Origin of the sequence: Nocardia sp. NRRL S-836 (assembly GCF_001279525.1) — a bacterium.
Lineage (GTDB): Bacteria > Actinomycetota > Actinomycetes > Mycobacteriales > Pseudonocardiaceae > Lentzea.
Map to the genome: position 1 here is coordinate 76654 of NZ_LGDY01000108.1, position 21826 is coordinate 98479.

22 protein-coding genes and 1 tRNA gene are annotated in these 21826 nt (G+C 70.3%); 10 read left to right on the forward strand and 13 right to left on the reverse strand.

Annotated elements, in window-relative coordinates; genetic code table 11:
• Window positions 1-262: 262 nt before the first annotated feature.
• On the forward strand, window positions 263-469 hold the full coding sequence (locus ADL03_RS25790; RefSeq protein WP_053736125.1) for a hypothetical protein: 207 nt from the start codon (window positions 263-265) through the stop codon (window positions 467-469).
• Here the strand turns inward: ADL03_RS25790 and ADL03_RS25795 are convergent.
• Together ADL03_RS25795 and ADL03_RS25800 are read right to left on the reverse strand one after the other, a co-directional pair.
• Window positions 466-735 (reverse strand): DUF2277 domain-containing protein, encoded by a 270-nt coding sequence (locus tag ADL03_RS25795; protein WP_053736126.1) that lies wholly within the window; start codon window positions 733-735, stop codon window positions 466-468. The two genes, ADL03_RS25790 and ADL03_RS25795, sit on opposite strands and share 4 nt — an antisense overlap.
• Window positions 736-744: 9 nt before the next feature.
• Window positions 745-1302, reverse strand: coding sequence for a helix-turn-helix domain-containing protein (locus tag ADL03_RS25800; RefSeq protein WP_053736127.1), 558 nt, complete (start codon window positions 1300-1302; stop codon window positions 745-747).
• A gap of 50 nt (window positions 1303-1352) precedes the next feature.
• On the opposite strand from ADL03_RS25800, the gene ADL03_RS25805 reads away from it, so the two are divergent.
• Window positions 1353-2165 (forward strand): NAD(P)/FAD-dependent oxidoreductase, encoded by an 813-nt coding sequence (locus ADL03_RS25805; RefSeq protein WP_053736128.1) that lies wholly within the window; start codon window positions 1353-1355, stop codon window positions 2163-2165.
• A gap of 34 nt (window positions 2166-2199) precedes the next feature.
• Here ADL03_RS25805 and ADL03_RS25810 read toward each other — a convergent pair whose 3' ends face one another.
• Window positions 2200-2847, reverse strand: a complete 648-nt coding sequence (locus tag ADL03_RS25810) for a class I SAM-dependent methyltransferase (protein ID WP_053736129.1) — start codon at window positions 2845-2847, stop codon at window positions 2200-2202.
• 85 nt (window positions 2848-2932) lie between these two features.
• Here ADL03_RS25810 and ADL03_RS25815 point away from each other — a divergent pair, with 85 nt between their 5' ends.
• Window positions 2933-3502 (forward strand): TetR/AcrR family transcriptional regulator, encoded by a 570-nt coding sequence (locus tag ADL03_RS25815; protein ID WP_053736130.1) that lies wholly within the window; start codon window positions 2933-2935, stop codon window positions 3500-3502.
• 24 nt (window positions 3503-3526) lie between these two features.
• On the opposite strand, the gene ADL03_RS25820 is transcribed toward ADL03_RS25815, so the two are convergent.
• Window positions 3527-4279, reverse strand: a complete 753-nt coding sequence (locus tag ADL03_RS25820) for an AraC family transcriptional regulator (RefSeq protein ID WP_082373480.1) — start codon at window positions 4277-4279, stop codon at window positions 3527-3529.
• Between the two features lie 90 nt (window positions 4280-4369).
• Here ADL03_RS25820 and ADL03_RS25825 point away from each other — a divergent pair, with 90 nt between their 5' ends.
• On the forward strand, window positions 4370-5176 hold the full coding sequence (locus ADL03_RS25825; protein WP_053736132.1) for an NAD(P)H-binding protein: 807 nt from the start codon (window positions 4370-4372) through the stop codon (window positions 5174-5176).
• Here ADL03_RS25825 and ADL03_RS25830 read toward each other — a convergent pair.
• The gene (locus tag ADL03_RS25830) at window positions 5152-5535 is read right to left on the reverse strand and encodes a hypothetical protein (protein WP_157529225.1); all 384 of its coding nucleotides are present in this window, start codon (window positions 5533-5535) and stop codon (window positions 5152-5154) included. The two genes, ADL03_RS25825 and ADL03_RS25830, sit on opposite strands and share 25 nt — an antisense overlap.
• An 85-nt stretch (window positions 5536-5620) precedes the next feature.
• Between ADL03_RS25830 and ADL03_RS25835 the strand changes: the two genes are divergently transcribed.
• The gene (locus tag ADL03_RS25835) at window positions 5621-7108 is read left to right on the forward strand and encodes an alpha/beta fold hydrolase (protein WP_053736134.1); all 1488 of its coding nucleotides are present in this window, start codon (window positions 5621-5623) and stop codon (window positions 7106-7108) included.
• Window positions 7109-7169: 61 nt separating this feature from the next.
• Here the strand turns inward: ADL03_RS25835 and ADL03_RS49770 are convergent, their stop codons facing one another.
• The 4 genes from ADL03_RS49770 to ADL03_RS25850 form a co-directional block, all read right to left on the reverse strand.
• Window positions 7170-7685: a hypothetical protein gene (locus tag ADL03_RS49770; protein ID WP_231642258.1), complete on the reverse strand. Its 516-nt coding sequence runs from the start codon at window positions 7683-7685 to the stop codon at window positions 7170-7172.
• A gap of 58 nt (window positions 7686-7743) precedes the next feature.
• Complete coding sequence (locus ADL03_RS49775; RefSeq protein WP_231642260.1) at window positions 7744-8325, reverse strand: hypothetical protein; 582 nt, start codon at window positions 8323-8325, stop codon at window positions 7744-7746.
• Between the two features lie 220 nt (window positions 8326-8545).
• Window positions 8546-8618, reverse strand: a tRNA-Arg gene (locus tag ADL03_RS25845).
• 130 nt (window positions 8619-8748) lie between these two features.
• Window positions 8749-9837: a LacI family DNA-binding transcriptional regulator gene (locus ADL03_RS25850; RefSeq protein WP_053736135.1), complete on the reverse strand. Its 1089-nt coding sequence runs from the start codon at window positions 9835-9837 to the stop codon at window positions 8749-8751.
• A gap of 202 nt (window positions 9838-10039) precedes the next feature.
• Here ADL03_RS25850 and ADL03_RS25855 point away from each other — a divergent pair, with 202 nt between their 5' ends.
• The gene (locus tag ADL03_RS25855; protein WP_197288656.1) at window positions 10040-11062 is read left to right on the forward strand and encodes an MFS transporter; all 1023 of its coding nucleotides are present in this window, start codon (window positions 10040-10042) and stop codon (window positions 11060-11062) included.
• Here ADL03_RS25855 and ADL03_RS25860 read toward each other — a convergent pair.
• On the reverse strand, window positions 11040-11561 hold the full coding sequence (locus tag ADL03_RS25860; RefSeq protein WP_053736136.1) for a lipoprotein: 522 nt from the start codon (window positions 11559-11561) through the stop codon (window positions 11040-11042). The genes ADL03_RS25855 and ADL03_RS25860 overlap by 23 nt on opposite strands.
• A gap of 35 nt (window positions 11562-11596) precedes the next feature.
• On the opposite strand from ADL03_RS25860, the gene ADL03_RS25865 reads away from it, so the two are divergent.
• The gene (locus ADL03_RS25865) at window positions 11597-13528 is read left to right on the forward strand and encodes a cytochrome c oxidase assembly protein (RefSeq protein WP_231642263.1); all 1932 of its coding nucleotides are present in this window, start codon (window positions 11597-11599) and stop codon (window positions 13526-13528) included.
• Here the strand turns inward: ADL03_RS25865 and ADL03_RS25870 are convergent.
• The 3 genes from ADL03_RS25870 to ADL03_RS25880 are packed head-to-tail and all read right to left on the reverse strand — an operon-like array spanning window position 13525 to window position 15861.
• Window positions 13525-14322: an ABC transporter permease gene (locus ADL03_RS25870; protein ID WP_053736138.1), complete on the reverse strand. Its 798-nt coding sequence runs from the start codon at window positions 14320-14322 to the stop codon at window positions 13525-13527. The two genes, ADL03_RS25865 and ADL03_RS25870, sit on opposite strands and share 4 nt — an antisense overlap.
• Before the next feature lie 8 nt (window positions 14323-14330).
• Entirely contained in the window at window positions 14331-15254 is a 924-nt protein-coding gene (locus ADL03_RS25875; RefSeq protein WP_053736139.1) for an ATP-binding cassette domain-containing protein, read from the reverse strand.
• On the reverse strand, window positions 15247-15861 hold the full coding sequence (locus ADL03_RS25880) for a TetR/AcrR family transcriptional regulator (protein ID WP_053736140.1): 615 nt from the start codon (window positions 15859-15861) through the stop codon (window positions 15247-15249). The genes ADL03_RS25875 and ADL03_RS25880 overlap by 8 nt, the downstream gene beginning before the upstream one ends.
• 233 nt (window positions 15862-16094) lie before the next feature.
• Between ADL03_RS25880 and ssb the strand changes: the two genes are divergently transcribed.
• From ssb to ADL03_RS25895, 3 genes are all read left to right on the forward strand, one after another.
• Window positions 16095-16520, forward strand: a complete 426-nt coding sequence (ssb, locus tag ADL03_RS25885) for a single-stranded DNA-binding protein (RefSeq protein WP_053736141.1) — start codon at window positions 16095-16097, stop codon at window positions 16518-16520.
• A 264-nt stretch (window positions 16521-16784) separates the two neighbouring features.
• A complete protein-coding gene (gene ettA / locus ADL03_RS25890) occupies window positions 16785-18461 on the forward strand; it encodes an energy-dependent translational throttle protein EttA (RefSeq protein ID WP_053736142.1) in 1677 nt (558 codons plus the stop codon).
• An 18-nt stretch (window positions 18462-18479) separates the two neighbouring features.
• A partial coding sequence (locus ADL03_RS25895) for a hypothetical protein (protein WP_157529227.1) occupies window positions 18480-21826 on the forward strand: 3347 nt, incomplete at its 3' end.

Consider the following 21826-nt stretch of genomic DNA (forward strand, 5'->3'; position numbering starts at 1 on the left):
CCAACGGGTGCCACTCAGGGTGGTGCTTTAGGCCTCATTCGGTAAGCGGACCGTGACGAACTGGCCGCCGATCGCACCGCCGACCGTTCGTCTGCCGTTCGCCGACGCTCGCGCAACGCTCACCGCACGGCAGGCCGGAGTCACCCTCCGTAGAAGATCAACTGAAGAGAATGGGTTCCGCAGACGATTCCGCGGTGTAGGGAGCACGATGGCGGTCAAGGCGGCTCAGCCCGCTAGGCGTTCACCCGAAAGTGAGGGTGACGTGGAGGCCCGGCAGCCGGCGCGGTGGCTCGTCCACCCCGCCCAGTGGCCGCACGCCGCCCAGGTGACGGTCATCCTCGTGCTGATCGCCCTGCTGCTGTGGGCCATCGCCCTCACGCTCGGTCCCGACCAGGCGTTCATCGTCGGCTCCGCCGGTGTCGCGGCCAAGCTGATCTGCATGTACCTGGAGACCCGCGTCAAGGACTAACGCGCGTAACGCTCCTCAGCCCTGGCCTTCGCCTTGGCCGCCTCCACCTCGCGGTCCTTCGGCGGCGCGGTCGTCACCAGCGCGGCGAGCAGCTCCTGCGTGGCCGCCGCGACCGCCGCCACGGCCCGGTCGAACGCCTCCTGGTTCGCCGCGGACGGTTTGGCCGCCCCGCTGACCTTGCGCACGTACTGCAGCGCGGCCGCCTGCACCTCGGAGGAGGTGGCCGGCGGTTCGAAGTTGTGGAGCACCCGGATGTTTCGGCACATGCCCCCAGCCTAGGACGGCTTCGGCGGTGCGGCGCGGGTGTGGATGCGTTCGCCCTGCTTGCCGAACAGGCTGATGATCTCCGCGGGGTTGCCGTCCGCACTGCCCAGCGCGTGCGGCTGGCGGCAGTCGAACTCCGCCACCTCGCCGGCCCGCAGCACGACCTCCCGCTCACCCAGGCGCAACCGGACCCGGCCGCTGAGCACGTAGAACCACTCGTGGCCCTCGTGCACGCGCGGCTCGTGCAGCCGGTCGTCGGTGATGATCATCTTCCACGCCTGGAGCGGGCCGATCGAGCGGGTCAGCGGGATGCCGACCCGGCCGTGGTCGAGCCGGCGCGGCTTCATCCGCACCCGCGGGTCGCCGACCTCCGGCGCGCCCACCAGGTCGTCGAGCGTGACCTGGTACGTGCGCGACAACGGCAGCAGCAGCTCCAGCGTCGGCTTGCGCTGGTCGCTCTCCAGGCGTGACAGGGTCGACTTCGAGATGCCCGTCCGCTCGGACAGCTCCGCGAGCGTCAGGTCGTGCTCGGCCCGCAGCGCGGCGAGCCGGTTGCCGAGAGTTGCCATTCCGGCAACATACGTTGCTGAAACCGGACTGTCGACCGCACCCTCGTGGCATGGACTACGAAGTGGTGATCATCGGTGGGGGAGCGGCCGGCCTGAGCGCCGCCCTGATGCTGACCAGGGCGCGCCGCAGCGTCCTGGTGGTCGACGGCGGCAAGCCGCGCAACGAGCCGGCCGCGCACATGCACAACTACCTCTCCCGCGACGGCTTCTCGCCGCTGGAGCTGCTCAAGCACGGCCGCGCCGAGGTCGAGGGCTACGGCGGCGAGATCGTGACCGCCGAGGTGCGGTCGGTGAGCAGGCTCGCCGACGGCTTCGCGGTCGAGCTCGACACGCGCACGGTCACCGGCAGGGTCGTGCTGTTCGCGACCGGGCTGGTGGACGAGGTGCCGGAGCTGCTGCGCGAGCGCTGGGGCCGTGACGTGTTCGGCTGCCCGTACTGCCACGGCTACGAGGTGCGCGACCAGAAGCTCGTGGTGTTCGGCGAGGAGAAGAAGGTGGCACTCGTGCGGCAGTGGTCCGCCGACGTCACGCTCGTCCCGTCGGTCGACGACACCGAGGTCGCCGACGACCGGCTCGTCGCGGTGATCTCCGGCGACCGGCGCCACCCGGCCGACGCGCTCGTGTACTCCGCACCGGTCAAGCCACGCGACGAGCACCTGCTGGCGTTGGGGGCGGAGACCGAGGAGACGATCGCCGGTCCGTTCGTGCGCACGGACAAGTTCGGCCGCACGAGCGTGCCCGGCGTCTACGCGGCCGGCAACGTCACGGACCCGTCCGCCATCGTGATCGTGGCCGCCGCACAGGGCGCCCAAGCCGCCGGGATGATCAACATGGACCTGCTCAGCGCTCCGCGGGAAGGCTGATCCGGAACGTCGAACCCGGCCCGGCACGCCGCGGTCATCCCGCGGGACGGCAAGGTGTGCCTGCCGAACCCGTGACCGCATCCGTGACTTGTGCGGCCTTCGTGGCCAGCACCGTGGCCGTCGTGTCGCCCTCGACCGCGAACACCGGCTCGACCCGCCCGAACACCGCCCGCAGCTCGGCCACGACGTCCGCGCCGGTGAACCCCGCGACCAGCCGGTACCCGCGGCGCAGCAACCCGGTCACGCGGTCGTCCTTGGCGAGCCGCACGTCGAACACGAACAGCCGCCCGCCCGGCCGCAGCGCGTCGCAGGCGTTCGCCACCGCCGCGGCCACGTCCGGCATCGCGCTGAACGCCCCCAGCGCCACCGCCGCGTCGAACTCGCCGGAGCCGTGGCAGGTGGTGCAGGCGTCAGCCTCGCGCACCTCGACGTTCGGCCACCGGGCGGCGCGCCGGCGGGCGATCCGGACCATGCGCGGGCTGCGGTCCACCGCGACCACCCGGCCGTGCGGCCCCACGGCGTGGACGAGCTCGGGCAGCAACGCCCCGGTGCCGCAGCCGATGTCGAGCACCGCCTCGCCGGGCCGCAGGCCGAGCCGCCGCACGGCCAGCCGGTTGAGCGGCCCGGAGAACCGGTCGAGCAGGCGGTAGTAGGTGAGTGCGGCGAAGTCCCAGAACTGCATGGCGTCCCCCTGACGTCGTTGCAATGCGATCGCATCGTAAAACGACCGGGCAGTAGGATGCAATGCGATTGCATTGGAGACTGTCTTGCCGAAACAGGTCGACCACGAGGCACGCCGGCGGGAGATCGGCGCCGCGGTGTGCCGGGTGATGGCCGCGCGGGGCCTCGACGCGGTGAGCCTGCGGCACGTCGCCGCCGAGGCCGGGGTGTCGATGGGCCGCGTCCAGCACTACTTCGCCACCAAGGACGAGATGCTGCTGTTCGCGTTCCGGTTGATCAGCGACCGCGTCGCGGACCGCATCGGCCAGGTCTGGTCCGACGACCCGCGGACGTTCCTGCGCGCGTTGCTCCTGGAGCTTCTGCCGATCAGCGCTGCGGCACGGGCCGAGGCACCGGTGCTCGCGGCGTTCCTGGCGCAGGCGGTCGTCGAACCGCGCCTGGCCGAGCCGTTGCGCGCGGGCAGCCACGAGATGGTGGCGTTCGTGGCCGGCCAGATCCGCGCGGTGCGGCCGGAGGGGGACGCCGAACGGGACGCGCTGGCGTTGCTGGCGTTCGTGGACGGCCTGATGCTGCAGGTGCTGATCGGTCAGGTCGACGTGCGGACCGCGGAAGAGCTGGTGGAGCACCAACTCTCGCGGTTGTTCACGAACGACTGACGGCTCACCCGGCCTGCCGGGAGGTCAGGCGGCGCACCCCGCACGGCACTCGCTCGGGCTGACACCGTGCACGCGTTTGAAGGCCGCGCTGAACCCGAACGCGTCCGCGTACCCGACCTGGCGGGCCACCGCGGCGACCGTGGCCGTCGACTCGGCCAGCAGGTCCGCGGCCAGCGCCATGCGCCACTCGGTCAGGTACGTCAGCGGTGGCGTGCCGACCAGCCTGGTGAACCGGCTCGCCAGCGTCGTGCGCGACACCCCGGCCTCCCGTGCCAGCTGGGCGAGCGTCCACGGCCGTGCGACGTCGGAGTGCATCGCGCGCAATGCGGGCCCCGCCACGTCGTCGGCCAGCGCGCCCAGCCAGCCCGTGCCGTGCTCGTGGTCGAACCAGGTCCGCAGTCCGCACACCATCAGCCAGTCGAGCAACCGGTCGGCGACCACGCCCTGTTCGTCCTCGAGACCGCCGTAGAACTCCGCGCAGCCGTCGTCCCCCGGCGCCACCAGCACGTCCGGCATCACCGCCGACAACCGCCTCGAAACCGAGCCGGTCAGCTCGTACGACCCGCGCACCGCCTCCGCCCGGCCGGACAGGCTGCCCGGCCCGCGCACCACCAGGATGTCGCCCGCCCGCGCGGTCTTCCCGCCGGCCCGCACCTCACCGGACACGAGGGCGTACAAGGTGCACCTGTCGTGCGTCACGGTGCCCGAGACCGTGCAGCGGCGCAGACCACCGCCGTCCGCACGGACCCCGCGCAACAGCTCGTCGAACGGATCCATGCCGTCCACGATAGTGGGTCGAACGATCGAGCATCATCGATGAACTCTCGGACATGGGCCGATCGCGCGGTCCACGGTTGGCTGGACGGCATGACACAGGAGATCTTGGTGCTGGGCGCCACCGGCAAGACCGGCCGGCGCGTCGTGGCGGCTCTGGGGAAGACCGACGTGACCGTGCGCGCCGCTTCCCGTTCCAGCGCGGTCCGCTTCGACTGGGACGACCGCTCCACCTGGCGACCGGCGCTGGCGGGCACGACCGGCGTCTACCTGATCGCGCCACACGACCCGGCCGACGCGGCACCGTTCGTCGAACTGGCCGAACAGCAGGGCGTCCGCCGCGTGGTCCTGCTCTCCGGCCGCAATCTCGACCGGTTGCCGATCGACGTCTTCACGAACATGCACGCCGCCGAGGCCGCGGTCCGCGCCTCGACCCTGGACTGGACCGTCCTGCGCGCCAACAACTTCACGCAGAACTTCTCCGACGACGTCTGGGCGCAGGAGGTCCGGGCCGGCCGCCTGCCGCTGCCGGTGGACGACACCCCGGAGCCGTTCATCGACGTGCGGGACGTCGCCGACGTCGCGGTCAAGGCGCTGACCGAGGACCACGCGGGCCGGACGTACGAGCTGAGCGGACCCATCGGGGTCACGTTCGCCGACGGGCTCAAGAAGATCGCCGCACGAACCGGACGCCCCGTCGAGCTCGTCCGGCTGACCCCGGAGGAGTACCACGCCGAGCTGCTCTCGCACGGCGTCCCCGAGCCCGCGGCCGCGGAGCTGAACGGCATGTTCGACGCCATGCGCAAGGGCCTGCTCGCCACGCCGACCGACGACGTGAGCGGCCTGCTCGGCCGCGCGCCGATCGACTTCGACACCTACGTGGCCGACACCTGGCGCTGACGCGGCAGCAGCAGGTGCACCGCGAACCCGGCCGCCGCGGCGAGCACCGCCTGGTAGACGACCGAGAGCTGGTACCGCCCCGCAACCGCGAACGCCGCCTCCAGCCCGGTCGTCCACCACCCGGCGAGCTCACCGAGCCCCAGCACGTGCCAGCCGAAGAACCCGGCGCACCACCCGACCACGACCCACGCGGCCCGCCCGCCCCGGCGCACGAACAACGCCGTCGACACCGCCGCCACCGCGTTGAACGCCAGCGCGATCCCCGTCAGCGTCGCGTCAGCGCTCCACACCAGACTGGCCAGCACCTGCACAACCAAGATCGCGACCACCAGCCCGCTGCCCACCCGCGTCCTGTCCACAGGTCACGGTAACCCGTGGGCCCCCGAGGCAACCGATCGGCCGCGACCGGCGTCGTGATGGTCAGGACTACCTGGGGAGCACACCTTGCGATCATTGTTGTTAGCGGCGGCATTGCTGGTCGGTCTGGCGCCGGCCGCGACCGCCGACACCGAGGCCGAGACCCCGGCGCTGTCCTGGCAGGACTGCCAGGACGGGTTCCAGTGCACGACGGCGAAGGTGCCGCTGGACTACGACCAGCCACGCGGCACGAAGATCGACCTGGCCCTGATCCGCCTGCCGGCGACCGACCAGGCCAAGCGGATCGGCTCGCTGTTCGTGAACTTCGGCGGCCCCGGCGCCTCCGGCGTCGACCGGCTGCGGGCGAGGGCCAGGTGGGAGTGGCTCTTCTCGGCCGAGCTGCGGTCGCGCTTCGACCTCGTGTCGTGGGACCCGCGCGGCATCGGCCGCAGCGCGACGGTGCGGTGCTTCGACTCCGTCGACGAGCAGCAGCAGTTCCTGAACTCCATCCCGCTGTACCCGGTGACGGCAGCCGACGAACCCGCGTTCTACGCCAAGCACCAGGAGTTCGCGCAGCGCTGCAAGACCAGGTCGGGCGACCTGCTCGACCACGTCTCGTCGGCCAACACCGCACGTGACCTGGACCTGCTGCGCAAGGCCGTCGGCGACAAGAAGCTGACCTACCACGGCATCTCCTACGGCACCCACCTCGGCGCGATCTACGCGAACCTGTTCCCGGACAAGGTGCGCGCGCTCGCGTTCGACGGCTCGCTGGACTTCATCGGCAACGCCACCGGCCACGGCAACCAGGGCACCACCGTGCCCCTGGACACCCGCCAGGACGTGCCCCGCGGCACCGCCGAGACGTTCGACCAGTTCCTCACCCAGTGCGCGGCACCGGGCGCGAAGTGCGCGTTCGCGGGCGGCGACCTGAAGAAGAAGTGGGCGGACCTGGTCGCCAAGGTCACCGCGACCCCGATCACCACCCCGGACGGCACCTTCGACCGCGCCGCGCTGATCGGCACCGTGTGGGACGCGATGGCCCAGCCGGAAACCTGGCAGTCCACCGCACAGCTCCTCCAAACCCTGTGGGAAACCCAGCCCTCGTTCGCCAGGACCGCCGCGCCCGATTACACCTCGAACCGCACCGAGGCGTTCAACGCGATCCAGTGCGCCGACAGCGACTTCCCACGCGACACGGCCGCCTACACCAAGTACGGCCAGAGCGAAGACTCGCGCGTTCCCTACTGGGGCCGCCCGATCGTGTACGACATGATGCCGTGCGCGTTCTGGCAGGGCCGTGACACCGACCGCTACACCGGCCCGTGGAACCGCTGGACCTCCGCACCAATCCTGTTCATCAACAGCAGGTTCGACCCGTCCACGCCGTTGCACGGCGCGCAGGACGGCGCCGCGGAGATGGCCCGCACCGGCTTTCTGACCGTCGAGGGCTCCGGCCACACCTCGATGTACGTTCGCAGCGCGTGTGCGGAGAAGGTCAAGCGCGAGTACCTGTTCACCGGCGTGCTGCCGACGCAGCGCACCTGTGGCATCGACAAATTCCCGTTCGCGTAACTCGGATTATGGCCGCCGCACACCGAATGTCTTCGGTGTGCGGCGGCATCTTTCCCGCGTCTCACTGCGTTCGAGCACGCCACCCAGCGAGGGAACGAAGCTCGTCGAGGTAGGCCCGAACCGCGGGCTCGTTGCCGAATCGCTTGCCCAGCACCACAGCGAGGTCGCGGGACACCATCGTCAACGACGGCAACGACTTCCGCTCCCCTCCGAGCGCACATCGCCCAAAGGCGATCGCGCCGTCGAGGTCGCCACCCCGTGCCGCTGCGACTCCCAGCGTCACCCTCGCTTCCGCGATCCGCATGGGAGCGCGCTCAAAGCCCCTGGAATCGATGCCCGACCTGATGATCTCTTCGGCCAGGCCGCTCGCAAGGCGGTCATTCCCGATGTGCCGGTAGCAGTCCATGGCGTAGAAGTCGAACTTGTCCGGATCAACGACGAAGTGGTTCTCGATGTTGTCCGGATACGGCATGGAATCAAGCAACGATCGGCCGCGGTCGAGAGGGCGTTCCATCTCGTCCTGCTCGCCCATCCGCGCCCAGGCCTTCGCCTCCTGCGCGATCAGCTGCACCGCCACGGAGTGAGAACCGGCCACTGCTCGCCCCGATCGTGCGGCCGCCACAACACCGCGATAGTCACCTGTCGTCAACGCAAACCACGCCCGCATCTCGTGCGCCCACCCGAGAACGCCGGCGCTGCCGACCTCGCCGCCAAGGCTCAAGGCGGTCTGGCGGGTTAGCTTCGGCACCGGCCCTGTCGCCCATGTCGTACTCAAGACAGCCCACCAGCAGCGCAAGCCACCCGGCCAGCTCCAGCGTGTCGCGTCGCTGGCCGAGGCTCAAGCGTTGTTCGTCCAGCTCCCCGATGCGCCTCAGCCAACGGCGTCCTTCGCGAAGAAGCTCGTCAGGACGGCGGTGGGCATACTCGGAACACAGGCGGTCGACAATGATCCGCAACGCCTCCACGGTGGCGTCGTTGAGGCTGGACGCCTGCAACCGCGCCACGACCTCCTTGGTGTCCATGCCTGTGGCGTGGACGATCTTCAGACCGGACTCGGTGCGATTCATAGGTGGGAACAGGCTGCTGGTCACCGTGCGCAGTGCCGCGGCTATGACCGGCGCGTCGTGGCTTGGCTTGTTCTCGCCGCGTTCCCAGGCCTTCCAACGCCGAACGAGGTGATCATCGTCCGGCAACGCCTCGTCGGTGTGCCGACGCATCTCGGCGACTGCCTCGGCCTGAGACCAGCCACGCGCCTCACGCGCGCCCAGTCCGGAACGTCACCTGCCATCGCTCCGCCTGCCCTGATGTCCGGCCTCTGACTTCGAGTGTGGCACCGAACGACCGAAAGGCTCCACAAGCAGCTCACTGGAGCAGCCGAAGGTCGACACAAAGAAGGCCGCTGACCTGTCTGTGCAGGTCAGCGGCCATGTTTTCCAGCGCCCCTGGCAGGATTCGAACCTGCGACCTCGGGATTAGAAGTCCCTCGCTCTCTCCACTGAGCTACAGAGGCTGGAGGGGTGCGGGAGCGGCCACGTTTCGTGGTCGCCCGCTGCCCCCACCGGACACATCGTCCGAAGTCGATCGACCGTTTCCGTCCTACGTCCGAACGGGTGACGAAAACGCCCTAAACGTGATGCGAATCACATTCGTGGGGCTGTTGAGGCTCTCTCCACCAGGGAAACGTCGAGTCTCGTCGGGCGTGGCGGTCTGGCTCCGGCCAGTAACTTCAGTGCCAGTTCGCCGGCTCGCCGACCCTTGTCGGCGAGGGGTTGACGCACCGTAGTCAACGGTGGGTCGCTGTAGGCCGCCTCGGGGACGTCGTCGAATCCGGCGATCGACACGTCGGCGGGGACTGAAAGGCCTAGGTCGCGGGCGGCCCGGAGTGCGCCGAACGCCAGTTGGTCCGATGCGCACAGCAAAGCGCTCGGCCGGGGCGTGCGGGTGAGCAGCCACCGCGCGCCGAGACGTCCGAGCTCGCGATCACTGCCGCGCGCCTCCCACACCGGAACATTGTCCGGTTGCACCCCTGCTTTTTCCAAAGTGTCGAGGTAGCCGCCCAGGCGGTCGCGGCTCACGCGGAACGGCACGGCCGATCGGCGGTCCGCGGAGACCGGGCCGGATACGCCGTCCGGGTGCAGCGCGAACATGAGCACGCCGAACCGGGTGTGGCCCAGGGACAGCAGGTGCGCGGCGGCGAGGGAGGTGCCCTGGTAGTCCTGCACCTCGACGCGGGCCGAGTCGGGCAGGACGGGCTGGTCGATCACCACGAGCGGCAGACCGCGGGCGGCCACGGCGTCCAGCGCGGGTGCGGAGTCCGGCAGTGAGTACGCGACCATCACGTCCGCCTGCGCGCGCGTCACGATGGAGGGGCGCGGTCCGCCCGTGGAGTCGCCCGGCATCAGAACGAGGCTGTGGTCGTGGCCGTCCACGGTCGAAGCGAGGCCGTCGAGCACGATGGACAGTGCCGGATCCGTGAACGCCCCACGCAGGCCTTCGGGCAGCATGAAACCCACGGCTGCTGACGACCGTGTGGCCAGAGAGCGCGCAACGGGATCTGGGCCCGCATAGCCCAAAGAGCGCGCCGTCTCGAGAATGCGTTCGCGCAACGACGACGAGAGCTGGTCGGGCCGGTTGTACGCGTTCGACACCGTTGCCCGTGACACCCCGACCGCGGCGGCGACGGTGTCCAGCGTCGGCCTGCGGCGGCGATCGGAGTTCACGAACAGCATCGTAGGCGAGGAATCACAGCACGTGAGCTGGCGCGTCTGAAGCGCTTCAGTCATGCTGGGGCCATGTCCCCACGCCTGGCCACGTTCGTCGTCTTCCTGGTGAACGGCGCCGTCTTCGGCACCTGGGCCTCCCGCGTGCCCGCGCTGGCCACGCAGGTCGGCGCCGAGGAAGGGGTTCTCGGCCTGGCACTGCTCGGTGCGAGTGTCGGGCTGGCGTTCACGGCGGCTGGCCGCCAGGATCTGTGCCGTACACGGATCGCGAGGAGTCCTGATAGGGAGCACCCTCCTCTGTCCGCTGCTTCTGCCCGTTCTCGCGCTATCGCAGTCGCCGCTGCAACTGGGGCTCAGCCTGGTCGCCTTGGGCGCGAGTGTGGCGGCGATGGACGTGTCGATGAACATCGCCGCTGTCACCGTCGTCCGCGACCTGCGACGGCCGTTGATGCCGCAGTTCCACGCCGGGTTCAGCATCGGCGGCCTTGTCGGATCGCTGGGCAGTGCCGCCGCCGCTCAGGCGCAATGGACGCCCATGCGGCACTTCCTCGTCGCGGCGCTCGTCGGCCTGATCGTCACGGCGATTGTGGCGAGAAGCATCCCCGGAGGAGTAGGGGAGCGGCATAGGCAAGAGACCACCGAACGAGCGAATGTCCTCAAGAGCCCGGTCCTCTGGCTGTTGGCGAGCGTCGCGCTGTGCAGCGCTATCGCGGAAGGGGCGGCGGCGGACTGGTCGGCGCTGTTCATGGTGCGTGAGCGCGGTATGGGTGACGCGGCGGCGGCATACGCCTATGCGGGGTTCTCCGTCACGATGGCGTTCGCACGGTGGTTCGGTGAGCCGGTGCAACGCCGGCTCGGCCCCCACCGGCTGCTCGCCGCGGGTGGCGGGCTTGCCGCAACGGGGCTGGCGCTCGCGGTCGTCGTCCCGTTCCCGGCCGCGGGCTACCTCGGGTTCGGGCTGGCCGGGCTGGGGCTCGCGTTCTTGTTCCCGGTGGTCATGGACCTGGCGGGCGAGGCGGGTGAACGTGCGGACGGCAGTGGTGGCGAGCGGGAGCTGGGGCTGGTGACGACGATCGCCTACACCGGGTTCCTCGCCGGTCCGCCGATCGTGGGCGGGCTGGCGCACGTGAGCTCGCTCGTCGTGTCGCTCGGGTTCGTGGCGCTGGTCACGGCGCTGATCATCCCGGCGACCTGGCTCGCGAAACGGGCTGCTAGGCAGCCGGCAGGCGTTTGAGCGCCACCTGGGCGACCGGTTCCAGCAGCTTCGTCGCCTGCGTCTCGGTCGCGCCCTTCTTGTTGATCGCGACCAGCAGCGACTCGGTGCGCGAGGTCGCGATCGTGGCCGTGCACACCATGTTGTCGCTCTCCTGGCCACAGGACAGCCAGGTGGCGTGCTTGAGCGTCTGGACCTCGGAGCCCTTCGTCTGCCGGTTCTTCGACTCGTCGAACGACCGGTACGGCACCGCGACCATGACCTGCACGTTCTCGTTCATGACGAACAGGCACGAGTTGGGGATCTTGTCGCTCTGCGGCGCCGGCTTGTACTTGGGCGTGCCGATCGGCTTGAGGTCGTTCTCGGAGACCAGCGAGCACGGGTCGATGTTCGCCGTCTTGCGCGGCGTCGGCACGGCGGGGCCCGGCGGCAACGGCTCCGCCACGGGCTCGCCCTGGACGCGGTACGAGCAGCCGGCCACGAGGAACACGGCGACCAGCAGGAGGAGAGAACGGCTCACACAGGGCAACACTAGACGTGCGTAGGCTCCAAGCCGTGGCAATCGAGCGCTCGACCAGAACGGGGTTGGTCCCCCTCGTCGTCATCGGCTTCGCGGTGGCGGCGCTCGTCGCGGTCGCGATGAGCGCGCTCTCGCCGAACCCACCCGCGGGCCTGCTCATCGTCCGCGTCCTCACCGAGACCGGCGCGGTGGTGACCATCGGTTCGTTGTTGCTGGCAGCGTTCCTCGTGCCACCGCAGCGCTCCGGCATGCTCGCCGCCGACGGGTATGCCGCGATGCGCACGGCTGGGTGGTCCTCCCTCGTGTGGCTGGCGGGCGCGGTGCTCTCTGTGCCGTTCACCACTGCCTCGGCCATCGACCGGCCGGTGTCGTCGTTCAGCCTCTCGCAGATGATCGGCACGTCGATGCTGCTGGAGCAGTCGAAGGCGTGGGCGCTGACGGCGATCATCGTGGCGTTGCTCGCGCTCGGCTGCCGCCTGGTGCTGTCGTGGGCGTGGACCGCGGTCCTGCTGTTCGTGGCGATCTTCGCGTTGGTGCCGGTGGCGGTGACCGGCCACTCGTCGTCGGGCGGCTCGCACGACATGGCCACCAACAGCCTGTTGTTCCACCTCGTCGCCGTGGTGCTGTGGGTGGGCGGTCTGATCGCACTGCTCGCACACGGCAGGCGTGGCGGCGCCCACCTGCCGCTGGCCGCGTCCCGGTTCTCGAAGCTCGCGCTGGTCTGCTGGATCGTCCTGGCCGTCTCCGGCGTGGTGAACGCGCTGGTCAGGATCACCCCGGCCGACCTCGTGACCTCCACCTACGGCTGGCTCACGCTGGGCAAGCTCGCCTGCCTGGTGGTGCTCGGCGTGTTCGGCTACTTCCAGCGCGAACGCGGCGTGCGCGGCGTGGTCGACGGGCGGCCGGCGGCGTTGCTGAAGCTCGCGGGCGTCGAAGTCCTGCTGATGATGTTCACGATCGGGCTCGCCGTCGCGCTGGCCCGCACGCCTCCGCCGAACGGCAGCGTCGAGCTGCCCAGCCGCACCGAGATCGCCATCGGCTACGACCTGGACGGTCCGCCGACGCTGGCGCGCATCCTGTTCGACTGGCGCTTCGACCTCATCTACGGCACGTTCGCGCTGGTCTTCGCCGCGCTGTACGTGCTGGGCGTGCGCCGGCTCACCAAGCGTGGCGACAAGTGGCCGGTCGGTCGCACGGTCGCGTGGCTGTGCGGGTGTTTCTCCCTCTTGTTCGCCACGTCGTCGGGCATGGGCCGCTATTCGCCCGCGATGTTCAGCGTGCACATGGAAGCGCACATGGTGCTGTCCATGCTGACGCCGATCCTGTTCGTGCTCGGTGGACCGGTGACGCTGGCCTTGCGCGCCTTGCCGGTGAGCAAGGAGGTGCCGGGGCCGCGGGAGTGGCTGCTGGCCTTCGTCCACTCGCCGGTGGCACGGGTGCTCACGAACCCGTTCGTGGCGCTGGCGTTGTTCGTCGGCTCGTTCTACGCCCTGTACTTCTCGGGTCTGTTCGAGGCCGCGTTGCCGTACCACTGGGCGCACCTCGCGATGAACGCCCACTTCATCCTCGCCGGCTACGTCTTCTACTGGCCCGTGATCGGCGTCGACCCGTCGCCGAACAAGCTGCCGCCGCTGGGCCGGCTGGGGCTGTTGTTCGCGTCGATCCCGTTCCACGCGTTCTTCGGCGTCGTGCTGATGAGCTCGCAGAACGTCATCGGCGAGCAGTTCTACCGCGGGCTGTCGCTGCCGTGGGTGCAGAACCTGCTGGAGGACCAGCGGCTCGGCGGCGGCATCGCGTGGGCCGCGGGCGAGCTGCCGTTGCTGGTGGTGATGGTCGCCCTGCTCACGCAGTGGGCGCGGCAGGACGGCCGGGACGCGAAGCGGCTGGACCGCAAGGCCGACGCCGATGGCGGCGCCGACCTCGAGGCCTACAACGCGATGCTGCGCAAGCTCGCGGGCAAGGACTAGATCGACAACGGCCTGCGGAACCCGCGGACCGCGAAGAACGCGCCGACCACCGCGATCACGCCGCTCGTGATTAGCGCACCGGCCACACCCGTGACGGGGTGGGCGAGCGCGAGGCTGCGTGCGGCGTCGACCGCGTAGGTCAGCGGGTTGACCTTCGCGATCGCCTGCAGCCAGCCGGGCAGGCCGGTGATCGGCACGAACGCGCTGGACGCGAACATCAGCGGGAACATCGCCAGGAAGCCGACGGTCTGCATCAGCTCCGCCTTGCGCACCCATGCTGCGATCGCGATGAACACCCAGCTCAGCGCCCATCCCACGACCAGCGCGAGCCCCAGGGCGGCGAGCGTGCCGAGCATGCCGCCGTCGGGCCGGAACCCGAACACCAGCACGCCGAACGCGATCATCAGCACGAGCTGGAACGCGGTCCGCACGGCGTCGGAGAGGTTGCGGGCCAGCAGAACCGTGCTGGGCCTGATGGGCAGCGAACGGAACCGTGCGAGCACACCGTTGGACATGTCCTGCACGAGCCCGATACCGGACGCGAGAGAGGACTGCATCGCGGTGTTCACGAGGATCGCGGGCAGCAGGAAGTTGATGTAGCTCATGCCCGGCGGGAAGTTCGCCGTCGAGGTGATGCTGCCGAAGATCTGGCTGAACAGCGTCAGCATGATCAACGGCTGCAGGATGCTGAAGAACACCAGCGCGGGCGTGCGCAGCAGTGCGCGCAGAGAACGGCCGGTCAGCACCAGAACCTGTGTCGGGTAGCTGCTGCCGTGCCAGGTCAAGGTCGCCATGGTTCCCCCTAGTTCGCGGCGAGTGTGAGGTAGACGTCGTCCAAGGTGGGCTCTTTGAGGCCGATTTCGTGCGCCTCCAAGCCGTTGTCGTCCAACGCGCGCACGACCGTCGCAAGGTCGCGCGATGCGCTGACGGGCGTGGTGAGCGTGAGACCTTCGGCGACCGGGTGCAGGCCCACGGCGCCGATCGCCGTCAGCGCCGTGTCCACATCGGACGCCGAGTCGAGCGTCACGGTCACGGTGCGCTGCCCGACCTGCGCCTTGAGCTCGGCGGACGTGCCGGACGCGACGACCTTGCCGTGGGACAGCACGGTGATCGAGTCGGCGAGCCGGTCGGCCTCGTCCAGGTACTGCGTCGTGAGCAGCACCGTGGTGCCGTCCGCGACGAGCTTCTCGACGATCTCCCACATCGCGAGGCGGCTGGCCGGGTCGAGCCCGGTGGTCGGCTCGTCCAGGAACAGCACCTCGGGGTTGCCCACCAGCGACGCGGCCAGGTCGAGGCGCCGCCGCATGCCGCCGGAGTACGTCTTGGCGTTGCGCTTGGCGGCGTCGGTGAGGTCGAACTGCTCCAGCAGGTCGTCGGCGCGCTGGTGGGCCTGCCTGCGGCTGGCGCCGAGCAGGCGGGCGATCAGCACGAGGTTGTCGTGGCCGCTGAGCTGCTCGTCGACCGCGGCGAACTGGCCGGTCAGGCCGATGCGGCTGCGCACGTCGTGGCTCTGCCTGACGACGTCGAAGCCGGCGACCTTCGCGTTGCCACCGGTCGGCGGCAGCATGGTGGTGAGGATGTTGACCAGCGTGGTCTTGCCGGCGCCGTTGTGGCCCAGCAGGCCCAGGACGGTGCCCTTCTTCGCGGTGACGCTCACGCCGTCGAGCGCGTTGACGTCACCGAACCTCTTGCTCACATCGGTGGCTTCGATCATGAGCTCAGACATCGGTTCCCCCTGACTTGAGTGCTCCGTGCAGGAACAGCTCCACCAGCTGGTCCGGATCGACGGTCGTCTCGCCGAAGCCGTTGCCCTGCAGGCGGTTGGTGAAGACGAAGCCGAGCAGCAGCCGGGCGGCGTGCTCGGGGCTCGTGCGCAGTTCCACGTCGCCGAACATGTCGGCGATCGCGGTGGAGATGCGTTGCATGCCGGCTTGCGGGCCCTTGTGCTTCTCGTGGTCCTCGTGGCTCGGCTGGTAGCCGGACTCGCGCAGAGCGCCCATGACGCTCCACATGCGTTCGAGGTAGCCGGTCACCGTGCTGGCCGCCTCCACGAGGCGTTGCTCGATCGGCAGCTCGGCGGGGATCGCCTTGATGCGCGCTTCTTCCTCTTCGCTGAGCAGAGCGCGCTGGATGACGGCACCGAGCAGCTCGGCCTTGTCCTTGAAGACGCGGAAGACCGTGCCCTCGGCGATCCCGGCCGCGGCGGCGATCTGGCTGGTGGTGACGTTCGCGCCGTCTTTGACGACGAGCGGCAGCGTCGCCTGGACGATCGCCTCGCGGCGGTCCTCCGGGCTCATCGCGGGGGCGCGGCGGCGGCGTGGTTCCTCTGGCACCTCACCACTGTATGAGTGAGTACTCACTCATGTCAATGAGTGGGCGCTCACTCACTCGCTCGGCTCCAGCGCGGCCCTAGCACACAGGACCGACAATTCCGCCGACGGAGACGGCCCAAGATCCCTACCTGTCCACAACCCGCGAGTAATCCACAGATCCACCTCCACGCCGCCACCCCACCCCGCCACCGGAGCAACCTGGACGGGCAACCCCGACCCTGGAGGCACACCCGATGGCCTGGAATTCCACCCTGATCACCGTTGTTGGCAATGTCGTCAGCGACGTCAGCCACCGGATCGGCGAGGACGGCAGGAGCAACGCCTTCTTCCGCATCGCCTCGACCGAACGCCGGTACAACACCGCGCTCGGCGACTGGGAGGACGGCGAGACGCTGATGCTCGGTGTCACGTGCTGGCGCAAGCTCGCCGACACCGTGCACACCACCCTGTCCAAGGGTGATCCCGTGCTGGTCCAGGGCAGGCTGCGGATGCGCTACTACGAGAAGGACGAGCAGAAGAAGTCCGCGCTCAACGTGGACGCGCTCCAGATCGGCCTGGATCTCACCCGCGTGCAGTCACTCGCCTCCGCCGTGATCGTTGAGCCCCGCGTGAGCGAAGATCACGCGGGGGAGCCGGCCGCGGTGGTCCCGGCGTTTTGACCTTGCGCCGATCAGGGCAACCGCGCACGGGACTTCGGGAACACACGCGATCCGGCCGCGCCGCCGGTGATGATGTACGCACTGCGATCTCAGAAGGAGGGAAGCTCGTAGATCGGGGCCGATGAGGACCGATCGCCGAGGGTCGTTCACATTCGAACGGAACGGGCTGGTCACCGTGTCGCGTGACGCTCGATCCAGGGGTGAAGACCTGCTTGTCGGCGACCGAGGTCAGTGGCCTCCGGGCACCGCTCTACGATCGCCGCCATGGCCGAGTTCATCTACACCATGAAAAAGGTGCGCAAGGCGCACGGTGACAAGGTCATCCTCGATGACGTCACGATCATGTTCTACCCCGGCGCGAAGATCGGTGTGGTCGGTCCCAACGGCGCCGGCAAGTCGAGCGTGCTCAAGATCATGGCGGGGTTGGACACGCCCAACAACGGCGAGGCGTACCTGTCGCCCGGCTACACCGTGGGCATCCTCCAGCAGGAGCCGCCGCTCAACGAGGAGAAGACCGTCCTCGGCAACGTCCAGGAGGGCCTGGGCGAGATCAAGGTGAAGCTCGACCGCTTCAACGAGATCGCCGAGCTGATGGCGACCGACTACTCCGACGAGCTGATGGAGGAGATGGGCAAGCTCCAGGAGGAGCTCGACCACGCCGACGCGTGGGACCTCGACTCCCAGCTGGAGCAGGCGATGGACGCCCTGCGCTGCCCGCCGCCCGACGCCGACGTCACCAAGCTCTCCGGTGGTGAGCGCCGCCGCGTCGCGCTGTGCAAGCTGCTGCTGAGCAAGCCCGACCTGCTGCTGCTCGACGAGCCCACCAACCACCTGGACGCGGAGAGCGTCCTGTGGCTGGAGCAGCACCTCGCGCAGTACAGCGGCGCCGTGCTCGCCGTGACCCACGACCGGTACTTCCTGGACAACCTGGCCGAGTGGATCCTCGAGATCGACCGCGGCCGCACCCACCCGTACGAGGGCAACTACTCCACCTACCTGGAGAAGAAGGCCGAGCGCCTCGCGGTCCAGGGCAAGAAGGACCAGAAGCTGCAGAAGCGGCTCAAGGACGAGCTCGACTGGGTGCGCTCCGGCGCCAAGGCCCGCCAGGCGAAGTCCAAGGCGCGTCTCGACCGCTACGAGGAGATGGCGGCCGAGGCGGAGAAGACCCGCAAGCTCGACTTCGAGGAGATCCAGATCCCGCCGGGCCCGCGTCTGGGCAGCGTCGTGGTCGAGGTCGACAACCTGAAGAAGGGCTTCGGCGACCGGGTCCTGATCGACAACCTGTCGTTCACCCTGCCGCGCAACGGCATCGTCGGCGTCATCGGCCCGAACGGCGTCGGCAAGACCACGCTGTTCAAGACCATCGTCGGCCTTGAGCAGCCGGACGCCGGCAGCGTGAAGGTCGGCGAGACGGTCCTGCTGTCCTACGTCGACCAGAACCGCGGCGGCATCGACCCGAAGAAGAACGTGTGGGAGGTCGTGTCCGGCGGACTCGACTACATCCACGTCGGCAACGTCGAGATGCCGTCCCGCGCGTACGTCAGCGCGTTCGGCTTCAAGGGCCCGGACCAGCAGAAGCCCGCGGGCGTGCTGTCCGGTGGTGAGCGCAACCGCCTGAACCTCGCGCTCACGCTCAAGCTCGGCGGCAACCTGATCCTGCTGGACGAGCCGACGAACGACCTGGACGTCGAGACCCTGGGCTCGCTGGAGAACGCTCTCGAGCAGTTCCCCGGCTGCGCCGTGGTCATCTCCCACGACCGGTGGTTCCTCGACCGCGTCGCCACGCACATCCTCGCGTGGGAGGGCACGGACGAGAACCCGTCGAAGTGGTACTGGTTCGAGGGCAACTTCGAGGGGTACGAGAAGAACAAGCTCGAGCGTCTGGGTGCCGATGCCGCTCGGCCGCACCGTGTCACCTACCGCAAGTTGACACGAGACTGAGAGGGCAACGGCGACGTCGTGGCGGCGAGGGGCGAGACGCAGGCGAACGTCGAGGTGAGCACGCTTGTCGTGCCCGCCTGGCAGCTGCGTTGGCGGGCACCGGAGCTCGCTCTGGTGCTGGGCGAGCGCGCATTGGCGCTCGCCTCCGCCCGTCGCGACGTCCCCGACCGGTTGCGGGCCGAGGCGCTGGTGGTCTTCGCGGGCAACCGAGTGGGCCGCGGCGTCCGGGTCGCTGACCGGGCGCTCGACGCGCTCAAGGCGGCCGAGGCCGCCGGCGACCACGAGACGGCGTGGCTGCTGCGGGTCGAACTGGCGGGGTGTGCGCGTTCGGTGGGCGCACCGCTGACCGGTTTCGCGGCGGTCACGCCCGTCCTGGAGGCAGCGGACGTGCCCGCGGAGCTGCGGGCCTCCGCCCTGGTGCAGGCCAGCGAGTGCCTGGTGACCGTGGGCCGCGGCGACGAACCCACGCGGGCGCTCGCCGAGGCCGACCAGCTCTACGTCGCCGACACCGAGCTCGACGAGGACATGCGGCTCGTGCTGCGCGGGCTGATCCGCGCGGTGCAGGCCGCGCAGCACCGCCGGTGGGGCGACATCGCCGCCGCCATCGGTGCCGCCCGCGAAGGCCTCGACCTGCTGAGCCGGCTCGCCGACCAGTCAGCCGACAGCGGTCAGGCCCACGGCCGCCTGACGCTGGAGCTGGTGCTCGCGCTGATGGACGCGAACCGCCTGCTCGACGCGAGCGCCGTGGCCACCCCGATGCTCGACCGCCCGGTCCGCGCACCGGGCGCCTCCACCGCGAGCTGGCTCCGCCTCGCCCTCGCCACGCGGGTGCATCTGCCCGCGGGCCGGGTGGCCGTGGCCCGCGACATGCTGGCCGACGCCGCGGCCACCGCCGAACGCCACCAGCTCGACACCCTGCTCGCCGAAAGTCTGCTGGCGCTGGCGCACGTGCACGAGCTGTCCGGCGACCTGGCCGACGCACTCACGAACCTGCGCGCCGCCCACGCCGCGGAACGCCGCCGCGCCCGCGCGGTCTACGCCGTGCGGGCGCGGCTCGCCGCGGAGTTCTCCGGCGTCCACCGCCAGCCCGCCGACCTCCACCAGCAGCTCGCGAGCGTGCTCCGCCCGATCGAGGGCATGCCCAAGCCCAGCGACGGCATCCTGCCCGCCGCCCTGAAGCAGCAGCTTCGCCAGTGGCGCCCGGTCCAGGTCCGCAAGGGCGACGGCCTGAAGGTCAAGCGCGCACGCCGCGCTGCCGAAGACATGACCGTGGAGGGTCTGTCAGCGGCACGTGCCCACGCCGCCGATCGCTGGCGCATGGTCCAGCCCTTCGGCGAGCCCGACGACAAGAACCCGGAACCCGTAGAGCCGCCATTGTCCTCCGAACGCAGCGTCCCCGCTTCCGGCCTCATCGCCTCAGCCGGCGCCATGGTCAGCGGCCGCCGCCGTGCCGCCCGCGTGGCCGCCGGCGAAATCGAAGACACCACTCCCGCTGCGGCCCCCGCCGCCCCCACACCCCCACCTGCTCCAGCATCCTCTCCGGTCTCCCCACCGGACGCGTCCTCGCCGGTCCCGCCGCCTCCGGCGTCGCCGGTCCCGCCTCCCGCCGCGTCCTCGGTCTCGTCGGTCCCCGCCGAGCAGCAGCTGAGCCCGGACCAGGAACGCAAGCGCAAGGTCGAGCAGCAACTGATGGAGCTGCAGCGCGAGGCCCGCCGCCAGATCGAGGTGGAACGCCAGGCCCGCGCCGAGGAACGCGCCAAGGCCGACCGGGAGGCCCGCAAAGCCGCCGAGGAAGCCGCCCGCCAGGAAGCCGCGCTGCAAGAGGCCGCACGCCAGGTGGCAGCGCGCGAGGCCGCCCGCCTCGAAGCCGTGCGCGCCCAGGCAGCACGGGTGGAAGCCGTGCGCCAAGAGGCCGCCCGCCAGGAAGCGGCACGCCTGGAGGCCGCCCGCCAGGAGGTCGCGCGCGAAGAGGCCGCCCGCCAGGAAGCCCTCCGCGCCTCCGCAGAACGCGAGGAAGCCGCCCTCCGCGAGGCTGCTCGCCGCCAAGTCGCCCGCCGGCAGGCCACCGCCCGCGCCGCCGGGGCCGACGACGACACCACCCTGATCGACGCGATCCGTCCCGACACCGTCCTGCCCGACACCGTCCTGCCCGACGCCTCTCGGCCCGACGCAGCCCGGTCCGTTGCGGACAGCTCCGACGCCGCCCGGCCCGACGGGGACCGCTTCGACGCCGCCCGGTCCGACGTCGCCCGCCCCAACACAGACCGCCTCAACGCGGACCGCTTCGACGCGGACCGCTTCGACGCAGCCCGCTCCGACGCAGCCCGCTCCGACGCAGCCCGGCCCGACGCCGCTGTCGCTGACGCTTCTCGCACGGATGCTTCCCACGCTGACGCCACGACGTCCGGCGCCGCTCACGCCGACGCCCCCACGTTCGATGCTGTCCGCGCCGACGGCGCCAGGGCTGATGTTGCCCGCGCTGATGGCGCCAGATCTGACGCTACTGGCGCTGACGCCATCAGGCCTGACAGCGCCCAAGCCGACGCCAGCCCGCTCGGCGCTTCCTCGTCCGACGCCGCCTCCCGCAGCTCTTCGCCTTTCGAAGCCGACCGCCAGGAGACCCTGCGCACGAGGTCCCCGTTCGCCCAGTCGCCGTCCTCCCCTTCCTCGGAGGAGAGCGTCCTCGACAAGCTCAAGGCGCAGGGCCTCCGCGCCGGTGGCCGCCGCCGCGCCCCTGAAGCCACCCCGCCCGCGGCCGCCGAGCCCCAGCCGGAGGCGTCGTCGTGGCGCGTCGAACCTCCTTCTCGCCTCCGCGACGACCGCGCCCCCGCCTACTCCGACGACGCCGCGGACCCCGTGCCGTCCCAGCCGTTCTTCGCGGACCTCTCCACGACCCCGGCCGCCCCCGCTCCGTCGAGCTATTCCACCGACCACCCGCCGTCGCCCGCCCAGGACACCCCGGCCCCGGACTACTTCGCGGCCTCCGGCACCCCGGCTTCCCCTGACACGCCGGACCACCCCACCCGTTCCGGTCTGGCGGCGGCCTTCTCCCGCCCGCCCGCGGCCCCGGACTTCGGCCCGCACTTCGACGACCCGTCGCCCGTGGGCCTTCCCGCCACCAACAACCGGCTGCCGTCCGCCGACCCCGGCTATCCCCTGTTCACGCCGTCATCGGGCTTCCCCGCGGCCACTCCCACCGAGCCGACGCCCTCTCCGGCGAGCGCAGCCGAGCCCGAGCCCGCCGAGCTGCAGCTGCCGGACCTGAAGCTCCCCGACCTGACCCTGCCCGAGCTGAAACTCCCCGAACTGGACTTCAGCTCTCTCGAGCTCGGCGACCTCGCCACCCGGTCCGAGGCCTCCACGTC